At 73.1% G+C, this 19,057-nt stretch carries 14 protein-coding genes and 1 pseudogene; 7 read left to right on the plus strand and 8 right to left on the minus strand.

The genetic code is table 11. The annotated features are described in order from the left end of the window. Window positions 1-56: 56 nt before the first annotated feature. Window positions 57-194, minus strand: a complete 138-nt coding sequence (locus ACWC5O_RS12695; RefSeq protein WP_450586703.1) for a hypothetical protein — start codon at window positions 192-194, stop codon at window positions 57-59. Between the two features lie 775 nt (window positions 195-969). On the opposite strand from ACWC5O_RS12695, the pseudogene mgt reads away from it, so the two are divergent. Beyond that, a pseudogene (gene mgt, locus ACWC5O_RS12700) lies at window positions 970-2,212 on the plus strand (macrolide-inactivating glycosyltransferase). Between the two features lie 89 nt (window positions 2,213-2,301). Here mgt and ACWC5O_RS12705 read toward each other — a convergent pair. After that, window positions 2,302-4,548: an MMPL family transporter gene (locus ACWC5O_RS12705; protein WP_450586705.1), complete on the minus strand. Its 2,247-nt coding sequence runs from the start codon at window positions 4,546-4,548 to the stop codon at window positions 2,302-2,304. A gap of 388 nt (window positions 4,549-4,936) precedes the next feature. Between ACWC5O_RS12705 and ACWC5O_RS12710 the strand changes: the two genes are divergently transcribed. The 6 genes from ACWC5O_RS12710 (at window position 4,937) to ACWC5O_RS12735 (ending at window position 10,423) form a co-directional block, all read left to right on the plus strand. Next, window positions 4,937-5,488 (plus strand): DUF1697 domain-containing protein, encoded by a 552-nt coding sequence (locus ACWC5O_RS12710; RefSeq protein ID WP_450586707.1) that lies wholly within the window; start codon window positions 4,937-4,939, stop codon window positions 5,486-5,488. Window positions 5,489-5,536: 48 nt separating this feature from the next. Further along, the gene (locus ACWC5O_RS12715; RefSeq protein ID WP_450586708.1) at window positions 5,537-6,556 is read left to right on the plus strand and encodes a ketopantoate reductase family protein; all 1,020 of its coding nucleotides are present in this window, start codon (window positions 5,537-5,539) and stop codon (window positions 6,554-6,556) included. A 128-nt stretch (window positions 6,557-6,684) separates the two neighbouring features. Continuing rightward, window positions 6,685-7,596, plus strand: coding sequence for a sigma-70 family RNA polymerase sigma factor (locus ACWC5O_RS12720; protein ID WP_450586710.1), 912 nt, complete (start codon window positions 6,685-6,687; stop codon window positions 7,594-7,596). A 55-nt stretch (window positions 7,597-7,651) separates the two neighbouring features. Beyond that, window positions 7,652-8,293, plus strand: coding sequence for a mycothiol-dependent nitroreductase Rv2466c family protein (locus ACWC5O_RS12725; protein ID WP_450586711.1), 642 nt, complete (start codon window positions 7,652-7,654; stop codon window positions 8,291-8,293). Between the two features lie 270 nt (window positions 8,294-8,563). Next, the gene (locus tag ACWC5O_RS12730) at window positions 8,564-10,054 is read left to right on the plus strand and encodes a hypothetical protein (protein WP_450586713.1); all 1,491 of its coding nucleotides are present in this window, start codon (window positions 8,564-8,566) and stop codon (window positions 10,052-10,054) included. A 45-nt stretch (window positions 10,055-10,099) separates the two neighbouring features. Continuing rightward, entirely contained in the window at window positions 10,100-10,423 is a 324-nt protein-coding gene (locus tag ACWC5O_RS12735; RefSeq protein WP_450586714.1) for a hypothetical protein, read from the plus strand. Between the two features lie 42 nt (window positions 10,424-10,465). Here the strand turns inward: ACWC5O_RS12735 and ACWC5O_RS12740 are convergent, their stop codons facing one another. From ACWC5O_RS12740 to ACWC5O_RS12765, 6 genes are all read right to left on the minus strand, one after another. After that, complete coding sequence (locus tag ACWC5O_RS12740) at window positions 10,466-11,803, minus strand: protein kinase domain-containing protein (protein ID WP_450586716.1); 1,338 nt, start codon at window positions 11,801-11,803, stop codon at window positions 10,466-10,468. Continuing rightward, on the minus strand, window positions 11,804-12,721 hold the full coding sequence (locus tag ACWC5O_RS12745) for a protein phosphatase 2C domain-containing protein (RefSeq protein ID WP_450586718.1): 918 nt from the start codon (window positions 12,719-12,721) through the stop codon (window positions 11,804-11,806). Continuing rightward, entirely contained in the window at window positions 12,715-13,389 is a 675-nt protein-coding gene (locus ACWC5O_RS12750; protein WP_450586803.1) for a vWA domain-containing protein, read from the minus strand. Before ACWC5O_RS12750 ends, ACWC5O_RS12745 begins: the two co-directional genes overlap by 7 nt. Before the next feature lie 175 nt (window positions 13,390-13,564). After that, window positions 13,565-15,232, minus strand: a complete 1,668-nt coding sequence (locus ACWC5O_RS12755; protein ID WP_450586720.1) for a TRAFAC clade GTPase domain-containing protein — start codon at window positions 15,230-15,232, stop codon at window positions 13,565-13,567. Continuing rightward, window positions 15,229-17,817 carry a GTPase-associated protein 1-related protein gene (locus ACWC5O_RS12760; RefSeq protein WP_450586722.1) on the minus strand — a complete coding sequence of 863 codons (2,589 nt, stop codon included), beginning with the start codon at window positions 17,815-17,817 and terminating at the stop codon, window positions 15,229-15,231. The genes ACWC5O_RS12755 and ACWC5O_RS12760 overlap by 4 nt, the downstream gene beginning before the upstream one ends. Then, window positions 17,814-19,055: a TRAFAC clade GTPase domain-containing protein gene (locus tag ACWC5O_RS12765; RefSeq protein ID WP_450586723.1), complete on the minus strand. Its 1,242-nt coding sequence runs from the start codon at window positions 19,053-19,055 to the stop codon at window positions 17,814-17,816. Before ACWC5O_RS12765 ends, ACWC5O_RS12760 begins: the two co-directional genes overlap by 4 nt. Window positions 19,056-19,057: the final 2 nt, after the last annotated feature.

The raw sequence follows: 19,057 nt of genomic DNA on the forward strand, positions 1-19,057 counted from the left end.
CGGCAAGTCTCGCATTCGCACAGGTCGGACCGTGTGTCGGCGTCGGGATCACGGTCTCACCGGGGCACCAGGACGTCTTCCAGGAAGAGGTCTTTGCCATCGGGCCAGAACGCGCCCCTGAGGTTGAAGAAGCGGGTCCGGGCGCCCCCCTCCTGCGGGACGGCGAGCACCTGGGCCTCGGTCCGGCGGTGCATGGGCGGCTCGAAGGTGCCCCGGTTCGAGAACGGGTCGAGCCCCCCCGCGGCAGCTCCGGGGCGACGATCGGCAGCAGTTCAACCTCCCGCCAGACTCCGGTGGTCGGGGGGAGCGCCCGGGTCACGACGTGCTCGGCGCTGCGCCGCAGGGCCTCCTGTTCGAATGCCTCCCGGATCCGCGCCACCGCCGGGTCCGCGGCCCGCGCGGGGTCGGCCTGCGCATGCCGGCGCAGCCGGTAGATCTCCTGGTCGAGCGGCCAGCCCCGAAGGCTGGCCGGGTCGATCGGCCGCTGCAGACTCAACGGCGTGCTGCAGGGGGCGGGGCGGCCCGCCGCGGCGTGCGTCCAACGTCCCCGCGGCGCCAGCCGCGAGTTGCGTTGGGACTCGTCGTCGCCGTGAGGCCTGCCGCGCGGAGGCCGACTGATCGCGATGACCGCGTGCCCGCCGCGCGCCTGGTTCAGCGCCAGCTGGTCCACCGCGTCGATCTCGGCGTGGCGGCTGCCTCCGCGCAGGCAGAGCCCGGTCGAGCGGTCGAGGAGCCGACCGTCCGCGTCGTACAGCTCGATGACCGCGTAGGTCGCGTCGTTCCCGACGAAGTTCCCCAGCATCGTCCGTAACTGAGGCGGCTCGTCCCGTTGCCACGCCCGGATCTCCTCAACGGGGACAGTCCGATGAACTCCGCCTGCCGGTCGTCCACCCCACCAGCGTAGGGGCGCCCGCCATCGGAGAGGGGGTGTCGGCGGGAGTCGTTCCGGCGGGGTGCGCTCCGAGTTTTATTCGATTGAACGAGACGTCTCGTCTCGCCTAGCTTCGACGTCATGAACGCACCTGCTCACATCGCCATGTTCTCCATCGCCGCCCACGGTCATGTGAACCCCAGCCTGGAGGTGATCCGTGAACTCGTCGCCCGGGGGCACCGGGTGACGTACGCCATTCCGCCCGCCTTCGTGGAGAAGGTGGCCGCGACCGGGGCCCGGCCCGTGCCGTACACCTCCGCGCTGCCCGGGCCCGACGCCGGTCCGGAGGCCTGGGGGAGCACTCTGCTGGACAACGTGGAGCCCTTCCTGGAGGACGCGGTCCAGGCGCTGCCGCAGCTGATCCGGGCTTACGGCGGCGACGAGCCCGACCTCGTCCTGCACGACATCGCCTCCTACCCGGCCCGCGTCCTGGCCCACCGCCGGGGCGTCCCCGCGATCTCCCTCTCGCCGAACCTCGTCGCCTGGGAGGGATATGAGGAGGAGGTCGCCGAGCCCATGTGGGCGGAGCCGAGGAAGACCGAGCGCGGGCAGGCCTACTACGCCCGCTTCGAGGCCTGGCTGGCGGACAACGGGATCACCGAGCACCCGGACTCGTTCGTCGGCCGTCCAGCCCGCTCACTGGTCCTGATCCCGAAGGCGCTCCAGCCGAACGCCGACCGGGTCGACGAGCGCGTGTACACCTTCGTCGGCGCCTGTCAGGGGGACCGTGCCGGCCAGGGCGACTGGCAGCGGCCCGCCGACGCCGAGAAGGTGGCCCTGGTCTCCCTCGGCTCGGCCTTCACCAAACAGCCCGGCTTCTACCGCGAGTGCGTGCGCGCTTTCGCGGACCTGCCCGGCTGGCACCTGGTCCTGCAGATCGGCCGGCACGTCGGCCCCGCCGAGCTGGGCGACATACCCGCCAACGTCGAAGTGCACAGCTGGGTCCCGCAGTTGGCGGTGCTGCGGCAGGCCGACCTGTTCGTCACGCACGCCGGTGCGGGCGGCAGCCAGGAGGGGCTGGCCACCGCCACGCCGATGATCGCCGTACCACAGGCCGTCGACCAGTTCGGCAACGCCGACATGCTCCAGTCCCTCGGCGTCGCCCGCCGCCTGGCCACCGAGGAGGTCACCGCCGACCGCCTCCGCGAAGCCGCCCTCGCCCTGTCCGGCGACCCGGAGGTGGCCCGGCGCCTGAAGGAGATCCAGGCGTGCATGGCCGAGGAGGGCGGCACCCGGCGGGCGGCCGACCTGATCGAGGCCGAGCTGCGCCGTCAGAGGTAGTCGGCGTCGAGCCGTGCCTCGTGGACGATGCCTGACAGGGCCCGTTGGTTCCCCCCGGAAACCAACGGGCCCTGTGTCAACGGGATGGATCAGACGCTCAGTCGTTCGCCCTCACCGAGCACCGGGGCCGCCGCGACCGGCTCCGGCGACTCGTCGTGGGTGAGGTCGGGCAGCCGGTGCAGCCACTTCGGCAGGTACCAGTTGCGCTCGCCGAGCAGCGCCATCACGGCGGGCAGCAGCACGCCACGGATGATCGTCGCGTCGATGAGGACGGCGGCGGCCAGACCCACGCCCATCTGCTTCATGGACTGCATGGACAGGGTGCCGAAGATCGCGAACACGGCGACCATGATGACCGCGGCGCTGGTGACGACACCGGCCGTGGTGACCACGCCGTGCTGGATGGCCTCCTTCGTCGTACGGCCGCGCATCCGTGCCTCGCGGATCCGGGAGACCACGAACACGTGGTAGTCCATGGAGAGGCCGAACAGGATCACGAAGAGGAACAGCGGCAGCCAGGTGACGACCGCGCCGACGCCCTCCGCGCCCACCAGCGAGGCACCCCAGCCGTGCTGGAAGACGGCGACGAGGATGCCGTAGGCGGCGCCCACCGACAGCAGGTTGAGCAGGATCGACGTGATCGCGACGGTCAGCGAGCGGAACGACAACAGCATCAGCAGGAAGGCGAAGACGACCACGAACGCGAAGACCGGGACGACCGAGCCGAGCAGTTGGTCGTTGAAGTCCTTGTTGCCCGCGACCTGTCCGGTGACCGGCGCCTCGACGCCCGCGACCTTGCCCAGGGTGGCGGGCCGGACCTCGTCGCGCAGCTTGTCGAGGCTCTTGACCGCCCGGTCCATGTCGGAGCCGCCGACCAGCGGTACGGAGACCAGGGCGACGTTCTGCGCCTCGCGCACCTTGACGTCGACCGGGCCGCGTGAGGCGCCCGAGGAGATTGCCTGCTGCTTGAAGTCGGCCAGCGCCCGCCGCACCTCGGGAGCGTTGATGTCCTTGGCCTTGACGACCACCTGGGCGGGCTCGGAACCGCCCGGGAACGCGTCGTTGATGCGGTTGTAGGTCTGCACGATCGGCAGCGTGTCGCCGAACTCCTGGTCCAGCGTGAGCTGCTGGGTCTTCATGCCCAGCGCGGGCGCGGCCACCGCGAGCAGCGCGCCGGCCGCCACGACGACGGAGATCACGGGCCTGGCGAGCACGCCCCGCAGGACGGCCGTCCAGAACCGGCTCTCGGCGGGCACGCCCTGCCGGCGCCGGCCCAGGAACGGGATCCGGCCCTTCTCGACCCGCTCGCCCAGCAGCGACAGCAGCGCGGGCAGCACCGTCACCGAGCCGACCATGGCCACGGCCACCACCATCAGCGAGGCCAGGCCCATCGCCTCGAACGTGGCGAGACCGGTGAACAGCATGCCCGCCATGGCCACGCACACCGTGACACCGGAGACGATGACCGCGCGGCCGCTGGTGGCGGCGGCGATCCTGAGCGCGGTGCCCGGGTCCCGCCCGGCGTCCCGCTCCTCGCGCTCGCGGCGCAGGTAGAACAGGCAGTAGTCGACGCCGACGGCCATACCGACCAGCAGCATCACGGAGTTGGCGGTGTCGCTCATCGGCTGCACATGGCTGACCAGGCCCATCAGGCCCATCGTCGCCATGATCGCGGTGATCGCCAGCCCCACCGGCAGCAGCGCGGCCACCAGCGCGCCGAAGGCGATCAGCAGGATGCCGAGGGCCACCGGCACCGCCGAGTACTCGGCCTGCTGGAAGTCGTTCCCGAAGGCGTCGTCGTACTGCTTCTTCATGCTGGCGCCGCCGATCTCCTCGATCCGCAGCGAGCCGTGGTCCTTCTGGACCCCGGCCACGGCCTTCAGCACCGGCTCGACCCGGTCGGCGGCGGTGTCCGCGTCGCCGCGCATGTCGAACTGCACCAGTGCGCTGCGGCCGTCCCGGGAGATGGTGCGGGTGTCGTACGGCGACGTCACGTTGACGACCTTGCCGGTGGCGCCGACGGCCTTGACGACGTCGGTGACGGCGGCCCGGAACTCGCCGCTCGTGGCCTTCACGGCGCCGTCCTCGGACTGGATCAGCACGGTCTCCCCGGCCGGCTGCTCGATGCCCGCGTCGTCGATGATGCGTGCGGCGGTGTGCGTCTCGCCCTTGAGCTGGTCGCTCTCGTCCACGTCGACCCGGCCGGCCGCCGAGCCGAGTCCCATGGCCAGGACGACGAACAACACCCATATGCCGACGGCGGCCCAGCGGTGCCGGGCGCTCCAGCCGCCGGCGCGGGCGGCCAGGCCCCGCACGCGCACGTCCGTGTTCCCCATGACGGGATGTCCCCCTCGTGTGCGGTGACGGCCCCCTGCCGCCACGTCTTCGCTTGCTCGCCTTCGACGGTATGGGCCGGATAAGGACGTCTCGTCGTGCTGCCCGGTGAAGTGCCGAGGGCCCGGGTCATCGCTGGGGAGGACCACGGCCCCTTACATCTATCGGGGTTCTCGCAGCCGGTTCTCGGGGGCGGGACTCAGGGATGTCCGATCCGCCGACAGAGATCCACTTTGTGGTTACGAAAGGTTGTTGAACAAATCACAGCTGCGTCCAGGAGTTGATCCGCACCCTCCTGATCGGACAGAGTTTCGCGCAACCCGGCGTACGCACGGGTACGGCCGCCGTGCCCGCCCCCACGGGGCACGGCGGCCGCTCTAGGCTGGCCGGATGACGACCTATGCGGCGCTGCTGCGCGGAATCAACGTCGGCGGCAACAAGAAGCTCCCGATGGCCGATCTGCGCACGCTCATGACCGGCCTCGGCCACGACGGCGTACGGACCCATCTGCAGAGCGGGCAGGCCGTCTTCACCACCGACCGGGGCGACGAGGAGTCTCTGGCGGCCGGGTTGGCCCGCGCGATCGAGGAGCGGTTCGGCTTCCCGGTCGACGTGATCGTGCGCGACCACACCTATCTGCGGGCGGTGGCCGAGGCCTGCCCGTTCCCGGCCGCCGAACTGGAGGCCAAGCAGCTGCACGTCACCTACTTCTCCGCACCGGTCACCGCGGAGCGCTTCGCGGAGATCGACCCCGCCGCCCATCTCCCCGAGGAGTTCCGCCTCGGCGACCGCTGTCTGTACCTGTACGCCCCGGACGGCCTCGGCCGCTCCAAGCTCGCCGAGGCCCTGTACCGGCCGCGCGTCACCAAGGGCGTCATCGCCACCAGCCGGAACTGGAACACCGTGCTCAAACTGGTCGAGTTGACCGCTGCGGAAGGGTGACGGGAGGTCCGGGCCTAGGGCGACGGCCGGTGTGCGAGGCTCTGCCCCATGCGCTACATCATCATCGGGGCCGGGGCGGTCGGCGGCACCGTCGGCGGGCGGCTGGCCCAGGCCGGGCGTGAGGTCGTGCTCGTCGCCCGCGGCCGGCATCTGGCGGCACTCGCCGAGCAGGGGCTGAAGCTGCGGGTACCGGAGGGAGAGTCGACGCACCGGCTGCCCGCCGTCGAGGGACCGGACCCGCTCGGCGAGCTGCGCGTCGACGACGTCCTCGTCCTGGCCGTGAAGACACAGGACACCGCGGCCGCTCTGGAGGCCTGGGGCGAGGCCCCGGTCGCGGGCGGCGGGACGGCGGCGGAGCAGCTGCCGCTGGTGTGCCTGCAGAACGGCGTGGAGAGTCCGCGCCTGGCGCTGCGCCGCTTCCGGCAGGTGTACGGCGTCTGTGTCTGGCTGCCCTCGGCCTTCGTGGAAGCCGGAGTCGTCTCCGCCGCCGGCACCCCGCTCACCGGCATCCTGCACCTGGGCCGGTATCCGCACGGCACCGACGGCACCGCCCGGCGCATCGCCGCCGACCTGGCGGCCGCCCGCTTCGAGGCGCCGGTCGTGCCGGACGTGGCCCGCTGGCAGTACGCCAAGCTGCTCCACAACCTCGGCACCGCCCTGGAAGCGCTGTGCGGGCCCGTCGCCGGTGGCCGGGAACAGGCCCTGTACGCGCGCCTGCGGGCCGAGGGAGAGGCCGTGCTCGACGCCGCCGGGATCGCGTACGCGAGCGACGAGGAGCAGAAGGAGGCACGCGGGGACAAGGTCACTCTGGTCCCGCTCGACGGGGCCCCGCGCGGCGGCGGCTCCTCCTGGCAGTCCCTCGTCCGCGGCACCGGCACCATCGAGGCGGACCACCTCAACGGCGAGATCGTCCTTCTCGGCCGCCTGCACGGCGTACCGACCCCGCTGAACGAACTGCTGCAGCGCCTCGCCAACCGGTTCGCCCGGGAACGCCGGCCGGCGGGCTCCCTGCCGGTCGCGGAGCTGGTACGACTCGCCGACGAGGCGGAGCGGGCGGCCGCCCGGTGAACGACTGACCGGTGAACGACTGCCCGGTGCAACGGCTGCCCGCAAACGCGGTTGATCTTCCGGCCGGGTTGGCGTTTCGTGTCCTGGGGCTCGCGGCGCGCGGGCGCGAAGGATGGGACGGGGGCAGGGTGGACGGCGTCACGGAGGACAGCGCACGGCTTGCGGCACGGTTCGAGGCGGACCGGCCGCATCTCGCGGCTGTGGCGTACCGGCTGCTGGGCTCGGCCGCCGAGGCGGACGACGCCCTGCAGGACGCCTGGCTGCGCGCCCAGCAGGCCGACCTCGGCGAGGTCGAGAACCTCACCGGCTGGCTGACCACGGTGGTGACCCGGGTGTGCCTGAACCAGCTGCGCACGCGCCGCAACCGCCGGGAGGATCCCCTCGACCACCAGGATCCGGATGCGGCCCTCGGCGGTACGGCGGGCGACCCGGCCCGCGAGGCGCTGCTGGCCGACGAGGTCGGGGTCGCCCTGCTCGTCGTCCTGGACACCCTGGCCCCCGCCGAGCGGGTCGCCTTCGTCCTGCACGACCTGTTCGCCGTGCCCTTCGACGACATCGCCCCGCTGCTGGAGAAGACCCCGGCCGCCACCCGGCAGCTGGCCAGCCGGGCCCGCCGCCGGGTCCGGGGCCGGACCCCCGCGCCCACCGCTGACGCGGGCCGCCGCCGGGAGGTCGTCGAGGCATTCCTGGCCGCGACCCGGGGCGGGGACTTCGCGGCCCTGGTCGCCCTGCTCGCCCCGGACGTGGTGCTGCACGCCGACGCCCGGGTCGTCCCCACCCCCGAACCGGTCACCGTCCATGGCGCCGGGCCCGTCGCCCAGGGCGCCATGGCCGCCGTGGCCCGCGCCCAGTTCACCGGCCTCGCCCTGCTGGACGGCCGGTTCGGCCTCGTCATGGCGCCGCACGGCCGGCCGCGTGTGGTCCTGGCCTTCACGTTCGGCGACGACGGCCGGATCACCCGGATCGAGGTCGTCGCCGAGCCGGACCGCCTGCGGGAGATCGAGATCGCCGCCCCGGGAGAGCCGGAAGCGGACCACTGAAAGAGGAGCGGATTGGGCCGGGACTGTGCACCATTGGCGGACTAGCGTCGGCGCCATGACGCCCAGCGAGAACAGCCGTACCACGAGCCCCGACCCGACCCGTGTCGACTTCTACTTCGACCCCGCCTGCCCCTTCGCCTGGATCACCTCCCGCTGGCTGCTGGAGGTCGAGCGCACGCGGCCGCTCGACCTGCGCTTCCACGTCATGAGCCTGTATCTGCACAACATCGGCAACGAACTCCCCGACTGGTACCGCGACTTGGTCGACCGCTCGATCGGCCCGGTCCGGGTCGCCGTGGCCGCCGCCCAACGGCACGGCGAAAAGGTGCTGCGCGACCTGTACGCCGCGTTCGGCACCCGGATCCACGAGCGGAGGATCAAGGACTTCGACGTCGTGATCACCGAGGCCCTGGACGAACTCGGCCTACCTGCCGACCTGTTGGCCGCAGCGCACGATCCGTCGTACGACGACGCGGTGCGCCGCAGTCACGAGGCGGGCGCCGAACCGGACTCGGGCGCCTATGTGGGCACGCCCACGACCCATGTCGACGGCACGGTGTGGTTCGGCCCCGTCCTGCGCGCGATTCCGCGCGGCGCCGAGGCGGCCGAACTCTTCGACAGCTGCCGGGTGCTGGCCCGCCACCCCGACTTCTTCGAACTCAAGCGGACCCGCACGGGAGCCCTCCGCTTCGACTGATCCGATCAGCGGGGCAACTCCTGAGCGACGAAAGAAGGTTGGCTGATAAGCATCGCTTCGGCGCGACGGATTCCCCTTGCCGGTGACACATCCGGCCGAGATGGCGCAGAACCAAGAGCCGACCGCGGTCCGACGTCGCAGGGGAGCGCCGGACCGCGGCGGCCCGGCTCCCCCGAACTCCGCGACAAAACCCACGGGTTGTCCCTAGGGTGAAGCGCGCGGAACGGCCGAGGGGGACGGATGAGAGTGTCGGGGAGACCATTACCGACGTTGCCGCAGTACCGGAAGGACTCGGTGACACGGCGCCTGTGCGCCTCGGTACATCTCGACGACGACTTCGCCCTGTACGTGGACCGGGCGCTCACCGGGGACCGGCTGGACGCCCTGGGGCTGAGCCTCGGCATCAACTTCGTCGCCCTCGCCCGGCACGCGCGCGTGGCCACCCGCCGCCGGGCCGCCCTCGACCGTCGGCTGGCGTGTCTCGCGGTGGTCGTGCCGGTCGCCGTTCTGGCGGGCGGGTGGGCCCTGGTCAACGGGCACGGATCACTCGGATGGGTGGCGATTTTCGGCCCTCTCGGCGCCTACGCGATCGCCTGGACCCTGGTCCACCACAAGGAGTCCGTGGGACGCGACACGGCACGCGAGGTGATCCACTCCGCAGAGAAGCCCGAGCGGACGGCGCCGCCCGTGGAGGCCGAGGCGGAGGACTGGCTGAACGAGCTGAAACGCGCCAACGTCCTGCCGTACGCGGACGCGTCCGCCCAGACCAAGCCGTTCGTCGGCAGCGGCGAGAAGATCAAGGAGCTGGTCTGGCAGCCCATCGACGTCAGCAGACCCGCCGACGACCCCGCCGGCGGCAAGCTCCCGCTGCTGCCCTTCGACGCCATCGACCTGCACACCTACGTGGCCCGCCACATGGAGACCATCTCCGGACTGCCGAACCTGCGGGCGCAGAACCGGCTCTACGTCATCGGGAGCAACGCCTGCTACCTGCCCGAACTGGTCCCCGACAGCACCCGCAGACCGCGCGCCCGGATACCCGGGCAACTGGTGCGGGCGGGGCTGCAGAGCCCGGGTGCGGGCATGCGCACCCACCTGTGCCTGGAACGCATCGGCGAGGGCGGCCGGATGATCGTCTCCATGTACCTGCGGGCGATCCTGCAGCCACCCAGCCTGACCTGGGAGGTCGCCGCCTACGCGATACCCCCGCTGGACGGCCGTTTCCACCGCGTGGACCGCCTTCCGGTGGCCCCCCGCGAACGCTGGTGGGACCTCGTCAAGTACGCCACCTGCCACACGGGCCCCCAACTGCGCGGCTCCCTGGGCCGGTTGAGCGCGCGCAGCCGCTGGCAGCGTGACCACGACCGATGGCTGACCAGGCAGCGCAAGGCGATCACCAAACAGCACGTCCGTCACGACTACGGCGCCAAGGGGAGCCTGCGCGAGGACCTGGGCGCCTGGGACGAGGCGGGCTACACCGAGCGGATGGACGCGCAGGACTTCCTGTTCCGGCTCCAGCAGGGCGTGCTCGTCGCCACGGAACGGTTCCTCCAGGACCACCATGTGGACACCAGCTCGTACGACAAGGCTCTCCAGGTCATCAGCACACAGACCTACAACATCGGTAACGTCAGCGGTCCCAGCATCTTCGGCAACGACGGCACGATCGCCATGGGCGGTCAGCAGGGTCCCGGGCCGCACGGCGGACCGGGACCCCAGGGCGGACCGGGACCCGCGGGCCCCCGTCCGCCCACGTCATAACCTCAGCCCCGCCGGCCCTCACGAAGCAGGAGTCAGGACAGCACGATGAGCACATACAACTTCGGGAACATCAACGGTCCCGCCAACATCGGCGATCACGGCCGTATCGAGATCAATCCCTACGCACCGGCCTCGGAGGCCCTCGTCCGGCTGTCGGACGGGCTGCTCGAGGCGCTGCACGCCGAGTACCCGGGCCTCGTGCGCCACGGAGAGACCATCCGGGGCGCGATGATGGAGTCCGTCGGGGACGGCGGTCCGCCGAACCGCGGCCGCATCCGCTCCGCCCTGGAGGCCATCAGCATCGGCGCCGCCGCCGGCACCGGCAGCCTCACGTTCACCCAGCAGCTCATGCATGTCATGGGCCTGTGAGCGGACGGGACCCCGCCGCCGTCACGGGGCCCCGTCCACACCTCACTCGGCCCGCACCACCGCCCGCACCCCGTCACCGAGGTCCAGTTCCATGCCCGCCCTGAGCGGCACGGTCTGACCGGGCTCGACCTGCTGCGCGGTGCCGTCGGAGCGGGTGCCCGTCCAGGTCTGCCGGGACCGGTTGGCGATGCCGAACCGGCCCGGCTTCTTGGGGTGTTCGACCAGCTCCGCGACCAGCGCGGTATCCGAGCAGTCGTGCCGCGCCGGCTCCGGCAGCAGATGATGGGCCTGCACCCGGGCACCCCGGCGCAGCCGGATGTGGTGCTCGGTGCGGGGCGGGGGAGTGGTCACCGTCAGCCGAGGCGGGAGCACCAGCAGCGCCCCACAGCCCCAGCAGGGCCGGGGCGGCGGGCTCTCGCCCGGCTCGGTCATGTTCTGCCGCCCGCAGGACGCGCACTCGACCACCGAGTCCAGCACCGCCCGCAGCGCGTTGCGCCACTCGGTCTCCCGCACCCGGGCCGCCGGATCGCGCAACCCGACCGTGAAGGAGCGCCGGAACAGCTCCTGCAGCGTCCCGGCCGCCGCGTCCCAGGTGGCCAGCACGGTCGCGTGTTCCATCGGATCCGGCGCGTTGGAGTCGTCCGCGGGGTCGAACACGAACAGCGGGCTTCTGCCGTACAGCTTGCGCTCGGCCGCCTCGTCCAGACAGTGGATGCCCAACTCCCGCCTGCCCTTGAGCGGGTGATGGTTCATCAGAAACATGAACAGCAGTACGGCGAGCGAGTGCAGGTCGGACTGGGTGCCGGGGCGCGCCCCGGGGTCGCCGCGCACCAGCTCCGGTGCCATGAACTCCATGGTCCCCGAGATGCCGCTGGCGTCCCCCTCCACCACCGCGTTGTCGTTGTCGCAGACGAGCACGTCACCGGTGGCCGGGTCGAAGAAGATGTTGCCCCAGGAGATGTCCCGGTAGGCGATGCCCCGCGAATGCAGCGCCTGATAGGCCTCCACCGTGTACAGGCAGGCCGTCAGCAGCGCGCGCGGGCTGGTGCGCAACTGCCGCCGGAACAGCGCCGGAAGACCTTTGTAGCGGTCCGGGCGCAGCCCCATCAGATAGCCGAACGAGCCGCGGTGTGCGGGCACGTACGCCTCCGGCCACAGGAACCGGTCGTCGGCGAAGTCCCGTACGACCAACTCACGTACGATCGCCTCCTGTTCGTCGGTCGCACAGGTCGGGTAGTACCACTTCAGCGCCCGCTCCCCGTCCGGTGTGCGGACCCGGTACACCTCGCCCTGGCCGCCCGCGCCGAGGAGGCCGACGATCTCGACCTCGTCACCGGTCTCCGCCGCGAGGAGCGTCCCGCCATCGAGCATGCCGCTCATCTACGTCTCCGTCTTCCGTTCTTCCGTGTCCACCGGACCACCCGCGTCCGCGGCCTGCCCGGCGTCGTCCACGACGGCGCCCTGTGCCGAGCGCAGCGCCGCCGCCAGCGTCGTGTCGTCCCCCGAGTAGCGCGACGCCTGCGCCAGCCACTCGGGCAGCACCTTCCGCACTCCCGCGCCGCCCTCCTCGGCCAGCCGCCCGGCCAGGCCCGCGACGAACGCGCGGTACCCGTCGGCCGAAGCGAAGCTCTTCGACAGCCCGTCCGTGGAGAGGACCACCAGGCGCGGGGCGCGCGCCTCCTCGAACACCGGTGCCCAGTGCATCCGCACCGACCGCCAGGCCTCGCGCCCGCACAGCGACTCCGTCTCGTCGCCCAGGTCCTCCTCGGCGGGCGCGAGCGGCCGGAGCAGCGTGCCGTCGTGCTCCACCACCGCGAGGTCCCCGTCGCCGAGCTGCCAGGCCACGAACAGCCACGGCGTGAGCACGGCACCGATCAGCGTCGTGCCGTACAGCACCAGCTTCTCGTCGGGCCCCGGCTCCCGGGACGCCTCCTCGACCACCGGGCGGTTGCGGTCCCAGTGCCCGAGGGCCGCCTGCCGCCACTCGTGCACCAGGGCGCGCGGGAAGTCGTCCCGGGCGTACGTCATCAGCCGGGCCAGCCGGCCCGGCTCGTGGCAGTCGTGCGCGGCCCGTCCGAAGCGGGTGGCGAGACCCACGAACCGGTCCACGGCGAACCGCGCGCCCAGCTCGCTGCGCGCGTGCACCGCCGAGCCGTGCCCGTCGGCCACCGCGAGGACCAGCGGATCCTCATCGGATCCGGTGCCCCGGCACTCGTACCAGTCCTGGTTGCGCCGCTTGTTGACCCCCTGGACGCTGTCCGCGAGCGTCTCCCACCGTCGCACCCCGAGCGTCACCACACGTCGTCGTCATCGTCGTCGTCCAGCACCGGCGGCGCGTACGGCTGCTTGGCCATGGCCAGGGTCTTGCCCGAGCTGTCGCCCAGGACCGGCTGGGAGGCCGCCTTCACGGCCGCCGTGGACGCCCACCGGATCGCGGCGGCCAGCTGCTTGGGGCTGTTGGCGTCCAGCGGCTGCAGCTCGGGGTTGCCGAGGAACTCCTGGAGCACCCCGCGGTCCGCGTCCGCGCCGATCGCGACGGCGACCCGCACCGCCTTGCGACCCCAGGGACTCGCGTCGACGGCCTTCAGACCCGCCCGCCAGTCGTCGGTGGGCACCCCGTCCGAGACCAGCGCCAGCACCGGCTTCAGCGCCCGCTGCGGCATCGGCGGCGTCTGCAGCTCCCGCGCCACCAGGTGCAGCGCCTCACCCAGGTTGGTCATGCCGTCGACCTGTACGTCCTGCCAGGTGAAGTCGTCGACCGGGACCGGGGTCTGGTGGTGCCACTGGGCGGTGGTGGAGAAGGTGACGGTGCGCAGCAGCAGTTGGGCCGCTGGGTTGTCGTGGGCCACCGACCGCATCTCCGGGATGGCCTCTCTGATCGCGTAGTTGAGCTTCGCGATCTTCTCGCCCTGCATCGAGTACGAGCAGTCGAGCAGCCAGATGAAGTGGACCGGCCGGTTGGCCATGGGCCCGCCGGGAATGTCGCTCACGCCGTGATTCCTTTCAGGTGATGGGGAGTTCGGGTCGGTCAGGGCAGCAGCCGTATGCCGTAGGCGAGCGCGGCCACCGCCAGGACCAGGGCGGTGACGAACAGGCCCGCCAGCGCCCGCCGGGCCCGGGAGACGGAGGGGGTGACCTGGTTCATGCCGGGCTGTACCTCCCCGCCTCGGCGTCGTCCGGTCGCCGCCGCTGCCTGGCCGGCCGGCCGCCGCTGCCGTTGGACCCGGTGAGCGGGCCGGTGCGCAGCCCCGAGGCCGCGAGCAGCCACAGCACCGGCTCGGCGGCCCGGCGCTGCTCGCTCTCCAGCGGGCCGGTGCCGGTGGCCGCGTGGGCGCTGACCGCCCAGTAGCGGGCCGCCCCGAAGTCGTGGCCGAGGGCGCGGACCAGCGCGCCGAGACCGACGTCGGTGAGCCAGTCGTCAATGCGCGGGCCGGGCACCGGCAGCGAGGTCAGCTGGTCCAGCACGTCCCGTTTGGTGACCACGGTGGCCACGGACATCCGGGACCGCCGGCCGGTCAGCGCCGCCAGCTCCCCGGTGAGCCGCTGGTACGTCTCCCAGGGGCCCTGCGCCGAGGGCCGTGCCCGGTCGGTCCGCTCGGTGTCCGCGGTCCCCAGCCGGCCGCGGACCCTGGGATCGGCCAGCACGTCGGCGACCAGGACCACCCCGTCCGCGTGCGCCAAGTACTGCTGGGCACGTACCCGTTCGGCGTCGCTCACCTGCTCGCCCATCGGGTCGTACAGGTACAGCAGCCGCTGCCTGCGGCCCCGGGCCACGGTCAGCATCATGGCGCGTGGCTGGCCGCCGGTGGTGGCGTGGGCCCAACCGGTGCGGTTCAGCTCCTGGTTGAGGCCGGTCTGGGTGCGCTGGTCGTCGACGGTGGCGTACTCGACGCGCAGTTCGCCCTGCCGGGCCCAGGAGTGCAGCCCCTCGACCATGGCCGCCATCAGCATCGTCTTGCCCGACGAGGTGCCGCCGACCAGCGGGGTGTGCACCACGCGCATGGTGCCCGCGGCCCGGGGCAGGAACTGCTCGCAGCGCGGACACAGCGCCGTGAGCTTCCCGCGCCCCAGCAGCCGGGAGGCCGGCATCCGGTGCCCGCACCGGCACACGTGCCACAGCACGCCGTACCGCCCGGGCCGCAACTGGGCATGTATGGCCTGGCAGTTGGGGCAGCGGTGCAGCGCCAGCGGGACCGGCGCGTAACAGCCGGGGTGCGGGCACTTCACGCGGATGCCGCGCAGCAGCAGCCGGCCGCGCTCCACCCCGCGCAGCGCGGGCACGCCGGCGGCCCAGCCCAGCCACACCACGGCCAGCAGCAGCGCGAACAGCGCCAGCACCGTGCCGAGCAGCAGCGTGGCCAGCACGGCGCCGACCAGCGCGCCCGCGGCGGTGCCGGGTGCGACGAGCACGACCAGCAGGAACCGGTACAGCGGCGCAGAACCGCGCACGCCCGAGGCACGGCGCCCCTGGAACAGGTTCCGCACGGTCCGGTTCAGCCACGGATCGGTGAAGGCGGACCAGACGGCCCGTATCCCGGCGAGCCCGGCGGCCACCGCGTCCGCCCACGACTGCCGCCACCAGTAGGCGAGATGCGCGGGCTCACCGCTCCCGACGGCCGCGAGCCGCGGGTCGGCGCGGCCCGCCTGCCAGGGCCCGAGCCCCCGCCACACGGCCCGCACCCCGCGTCCGAGGAACTCCCACAGCGTGCGGAACACGCACACCGCGACGGCCACGGCCCCGGCCCAGCCGAACAGGGCCAGCAGCACCGGAAGCAGGACGTCGACGCCGTCGTCCCCGCCCACGTTCACCGGCGGCCTCCCTCGCCCGGCGGTTCCACGTCGCCGTACCAGGTCGCCTGCCGCTCCTCGCGCCGCCCCCGCCCGGTCAGCCGGCCCGCGAGCCGGCCCAGGGCACCGGGGCGGTTCCAGGCGCGGTAGGCGTCCAGCCGGCCCCGGCCGGTGCGGCGCAGCGCCTCCTCGACCGCGCTCCGGTCCTCGTCGGGCAACGCCCGCACGACGGGCCGCAACACCTTGGCCAGCAGGGTCGTGCGGGTCGCCTCCCAGGCCGGGTGCGTCTGCGGGTACGCGCTCCAGTCACCGAAACAGACGGCCACGTACGACGGCACGGTGCGCAGCCGCTCGCCCACCCGGTCCCCGCGCGCCACCCGCTCGTACGCCGCCAGCAGCCCCGGATCGCCCGAGCGGGCCAGCGCGTACAGCTCGCTCTCGGACGCCGTCGGGCGCGGCCCGGCGTAGGCCTCGCTCCGCGGTGCCGGGACGGCCAGCAGCCGCCGGGCGACGGCGTCGTACACCCGCTGCGTCACCGGCTCGGGAACGGGCTCGGCCGCGCCGTCCCGCAGCAGCCGCACCTGCTCCACCCAGCCCTCGACGTCCTGGCCGGCGTCCAGCAGTCCCGCGTACTCCAGCAGGAGCAGCGGCGCCCGGTGCGCGGGCCGCAGCTCCGCGGTGAAGCAGCGCAGCAGGTCGGCGGCGAGGACCGGTACGGCGGGGTCGTCGGCCGGGGCGGCGAGGGCGGCCTCGACCAGCAGATCCCGGGTCCCGGCCAGCCGGTGCGCGTCCGAGCCCAGCTCGCTCAGCAGCAGGCTCGCCTCCTCGCCGGTGGGCAGGCCGTCCGGCCACACCAGGAGCAACGCCGTGCGTAGGACGGCCGGTTCGGCGTGCGGCGAGACCCCGGCGGTGCGCAGCACCTCGTGGAACCGGCGCCGCCGGTCGCCGCCGGTCCGCCGTGCCCCGTCCGCCTGGACGCACATCCGCAGGTGCGGGAAGCCCGGGTCGAGCGAGACCGGCAGACCGGACCCCGCCAGGCGGTCCGCGGCGCCCGGGGGATTGGTGGCGGCGAGCGCGTCCAGCGCGCCGAACAGGGCGGTGCGCAGGGCGGGATGACCGTGGACGGCGTCGAGAAGAGCGGGGGGAACGCTCGGGCCGTCGGGGGACGGCTCCTCGGCCGTCGGTCTCTCGGCCGCCGGTTCCTCGCTCGTCGGTTCCCCGGTCCGCCCGATCACCAGGTCCCGGGCGATGCGCCCCGCGAACTCCGGGAGCGCTTCCGTGCAGTCCACGTCGAGCAGGTCGGCGACGCGCAGCAGGGCGAGGGGCCGGCCGGCGGCCGGTGCGGTCGGGTCGGCGATGCCCTGCCGCAGGGCCGGGGCGAGGTCCCGGGCCAGCTCGGCGCGGAGCGCGGGCGTCAGCGAGCCCGCGACCAGCGGGGGTACCGGGCCCCGGCCGAGCACCGCCGAGGCCAGCACGCGGGCGGCGAGCGGCGCCGACACGGCGGTGGGCACCTGGCCGTCCAGCTGGGCCGACAGGGCCGCCAGCGCGGCCGGTTCGTCGTCCAGGGGCGTACCGGTGGAGCTGTACCGCCTGTCCTGCCCGCCCGGGTCCTTGACGCTGCCGCCCGCGAGGGCCGCGATCAACGCGGGCAGCGTCTCGATGGGCATCGTGAAGGCGTGGTCCGCCGCCCAACGGGCCGCCGCCGCACGCCCGTCGGCACGCAGCCCGATGCCGTGGACGAGCGCGGCCACCGCGAGCGGGCCGAGCTCTCCGGAACTGTCGCGGAACAGCTCGGGCCGGCCGGCCGCCCAGACCCGCGCGCACACCTCGGCCCAGGCGTCCCCGACCGGCTCCTCGGCCGCCCGGGCGGTGCAGTCGTGCACCCGGAACCGGTGGTCGTGGCCGACCGGCTCGGAGGACGGCAGTGCCCCGACGATCTGCTGGCGGGCCTGCTGCGGACGGCGCGTGTACGTGCTGAAGGTCAGCCGGTGCGCCCGCTCGCGCGGCAGGACGGTGCAGGCCAGCGCGATCCACTGGGCCACGTCGGCGCTGTCGTGCTCCACGAGGACGATCTGCCGGGTGTCCGTCTCCTCGGCCAGGGCGCGCAGGTCCGCGAAGAACGCGGCGAGCCGGTCCGCGCGGGACCGGGCGAAGGCCACGAGCCCGTCCCGGCGCAGCAGACCGGACGGCTCGAACCGGTCCACCGGCTCGGGCCGCCCGTCCGGGGGAGTGGCATCGGCCCAGCGCGGCGACTCCCAGGCCGTGATGGGCAGCGCCCCGTCCGGCAGCCGTACCCCGGGCGGCAGATGCAGGGCGTGGGCATGGAAGTTGCCCCACCGCCCGCTGTAGTCCGCGCCGGTGTACACCGACCGGCTCAACAGCCGTCCTCCGTCGGACAGTTCGCTGCAGCTGAAGGCCTTCGGGAAGCCCTTCAGCTGTTCCGCGTCGGGGCGGGCGGGCAGGTCGCGCGGCGGCTCGTACCCGATGAGCTGCTCCGCCTCCCGCAGCAGTGTCTGCGGCACGCCGGGGCTGACCGCGGTGAACCGGAAGCCCGACCCGTCCGGACCGGGCGGCGCCGAGGTGTAGTGCAGCTGGGCGAGGTTCACTTGGCACGTCCCTTCCCCGCGGCGCGCACGGGCAGCAGCCCGCGCCGGGACAGCAGCCACAGCAGCGGATCCTCCACCCGCACCGGCTGCGGACCCGACTTCGGTACGTCCGCCGGGGCGTCCGCGGGCGGCGGCGCGCCCAGGGCGGACAGTCCGAACAGGGACAACTCGGCGAAGTCCAGTTCCAGTTGCCGCAGCAGCGCGCCGGAGTCCCAGTCGGTCAGCAGGGAGCGGAGTTCCTCGTGCACGGCCAGCCGGTCCTCGCCGTCGTAGGTGCCCGCGCTGTGCGGGGCGTTGCGCAGCAGCGGGGAGTGCGGGTCCAGCAGGGGTCTGAGCATGTCCGTCTTGGTGACCGCCACCGCGATCGGCGTGGACACCCGCCCCCGTGTCCTCCCCTTGCCGTGGGCCCGCAGCTGGGCGGCCAGGTCGGCGGCGATCTGCTGCGGCGAGGTCTCCACCGCGGGCAGCGGTGGTCCCTCGTGCACGGGCAACCGGTCGCGTACCGAGCCGAGTTGGAGCGGGTCGACGAGCAGGATGATCCCGTCGGCGGCGCCGAGGTAGCGGGTGTAGCGGTCCATCGCCTCGGCGCCCGCGAGGTCCTCACCGGCCGCGTCGAAGAAGACCAGCGTGGTGTGCCGGGTCCCGGCGCCGCCCAGCAGGCCCTTGCGGGGCAGGCTCAGCCGGTACAGCAGCGGGTCGTTGAAGCCGAGCGCGGCCGGCCGGGTGGCGTCCGGCAGCCGCAGCCGCTCGTACAGGTCCTCGGCCATCTCCTTGTCCCGCGTCTGCGTGCTCTGCCCCATCGCCGCGAGCGAGGCGTGATAGGCCTGCCCGACCCGGTGGTTCAACTCGTTGACCAGCACCGACACATAGGTGCTCTTGCCGGAGGCCTTCGCGCCGACCAGGGCGATGATCCGGCTGTCCTGGTCGCAGTAGTCGCTGGGCAGATCGCTGTGGCAGGACGCGCACACCCGCACCGGCGTGGGCACCCCGCACTTCGGGCAGGGCATGCTGCTGCCCCCGCCGCCGAGCCCGGCGACCTTGCGCGCGGGGGTGAACAGGGGCCCGCGCATCCGGGCCGCCGGAGGCACGCCGGGACCCATGAACCCGGCCCAGGTGTCGTCGCGTTCGGGTCCGCAGGGCGCGTCGCCGCGTACCCCGCTCGGGGTCATCAGACAGCGGTACGGCAGCTTGGCCGCCGACGCGCGGGCGAAGCAGTAGGGGCAGATCACGGTCGTCATGG

This window comes from Streptomyces sp. NPDC001450 (genome assembly GCF_053597295.1).

Coding starts and splice junctions, on each gene's coding strand:
- ACWC5O_RS12695 (WP_450586703.1), bottom strand. CDS start 194: ATGCACCGCCGGACCGAGGCCCAGGTGCTCGCCGTCCCGCAGGAGGGG.
- ACWC5O_RS12705 (WP_450586705.1), bottom strand. CDS start 4,548: ATGGGGAACACGGACGTGCGCGTGCGGGGCCTGGCCGCCCGCGCCGGC.
- ACWC5O_RS12710 (WP_450586707.1), top strand. CDS start 4,937: ATGACGACCTATGCGGCGCTGCTGCGCGGAATCAACGTCGGCGGCAAC.
- ACWC5O_RS12715 (WP_450586708.1), top strand. CDS start 5,537: ATGCGCTACATCATCATCGGGGCCGGGGCGGTCGGCGGCACCGTCGGC.
- ACWC5O_RS12725 (WP_450586711.1), top strand. CDS start 7,652: ATGACGCCCAGCGAGAACAGCCGTACCACGAGCCCCGACCCGACCCGT.
- ACWC5O_RS12735 (WP_450586714.1), top strand. CDS start 10,100: ATGAGCACATACAACTTCGGGAACATCAACGGTCCCGCCAACATCGGC.
- ACWC5O_RS12740 (WP_450586716.1), bottom strand. CDS start 11,803: ATGAGCGGCATGCTCGATGGCGGGACGCTCCTCGCGGCGGAGACCGGT.
- ACWC5O_RS12750 (WP_450586803.1), bottom strand. CDS start 13,389: ATGGCCAACCGGCCGGTCCACTTCATCTGGCTGCTCGACTGCTCGTAC.
- ACWC5O_RS12765 (WP_450586723.1), bottom strand. CDS start 19,055: ATGACGACCGTGATCTGCCCCTACTGCTTCGCCCGCGCGTCGGCGGCC.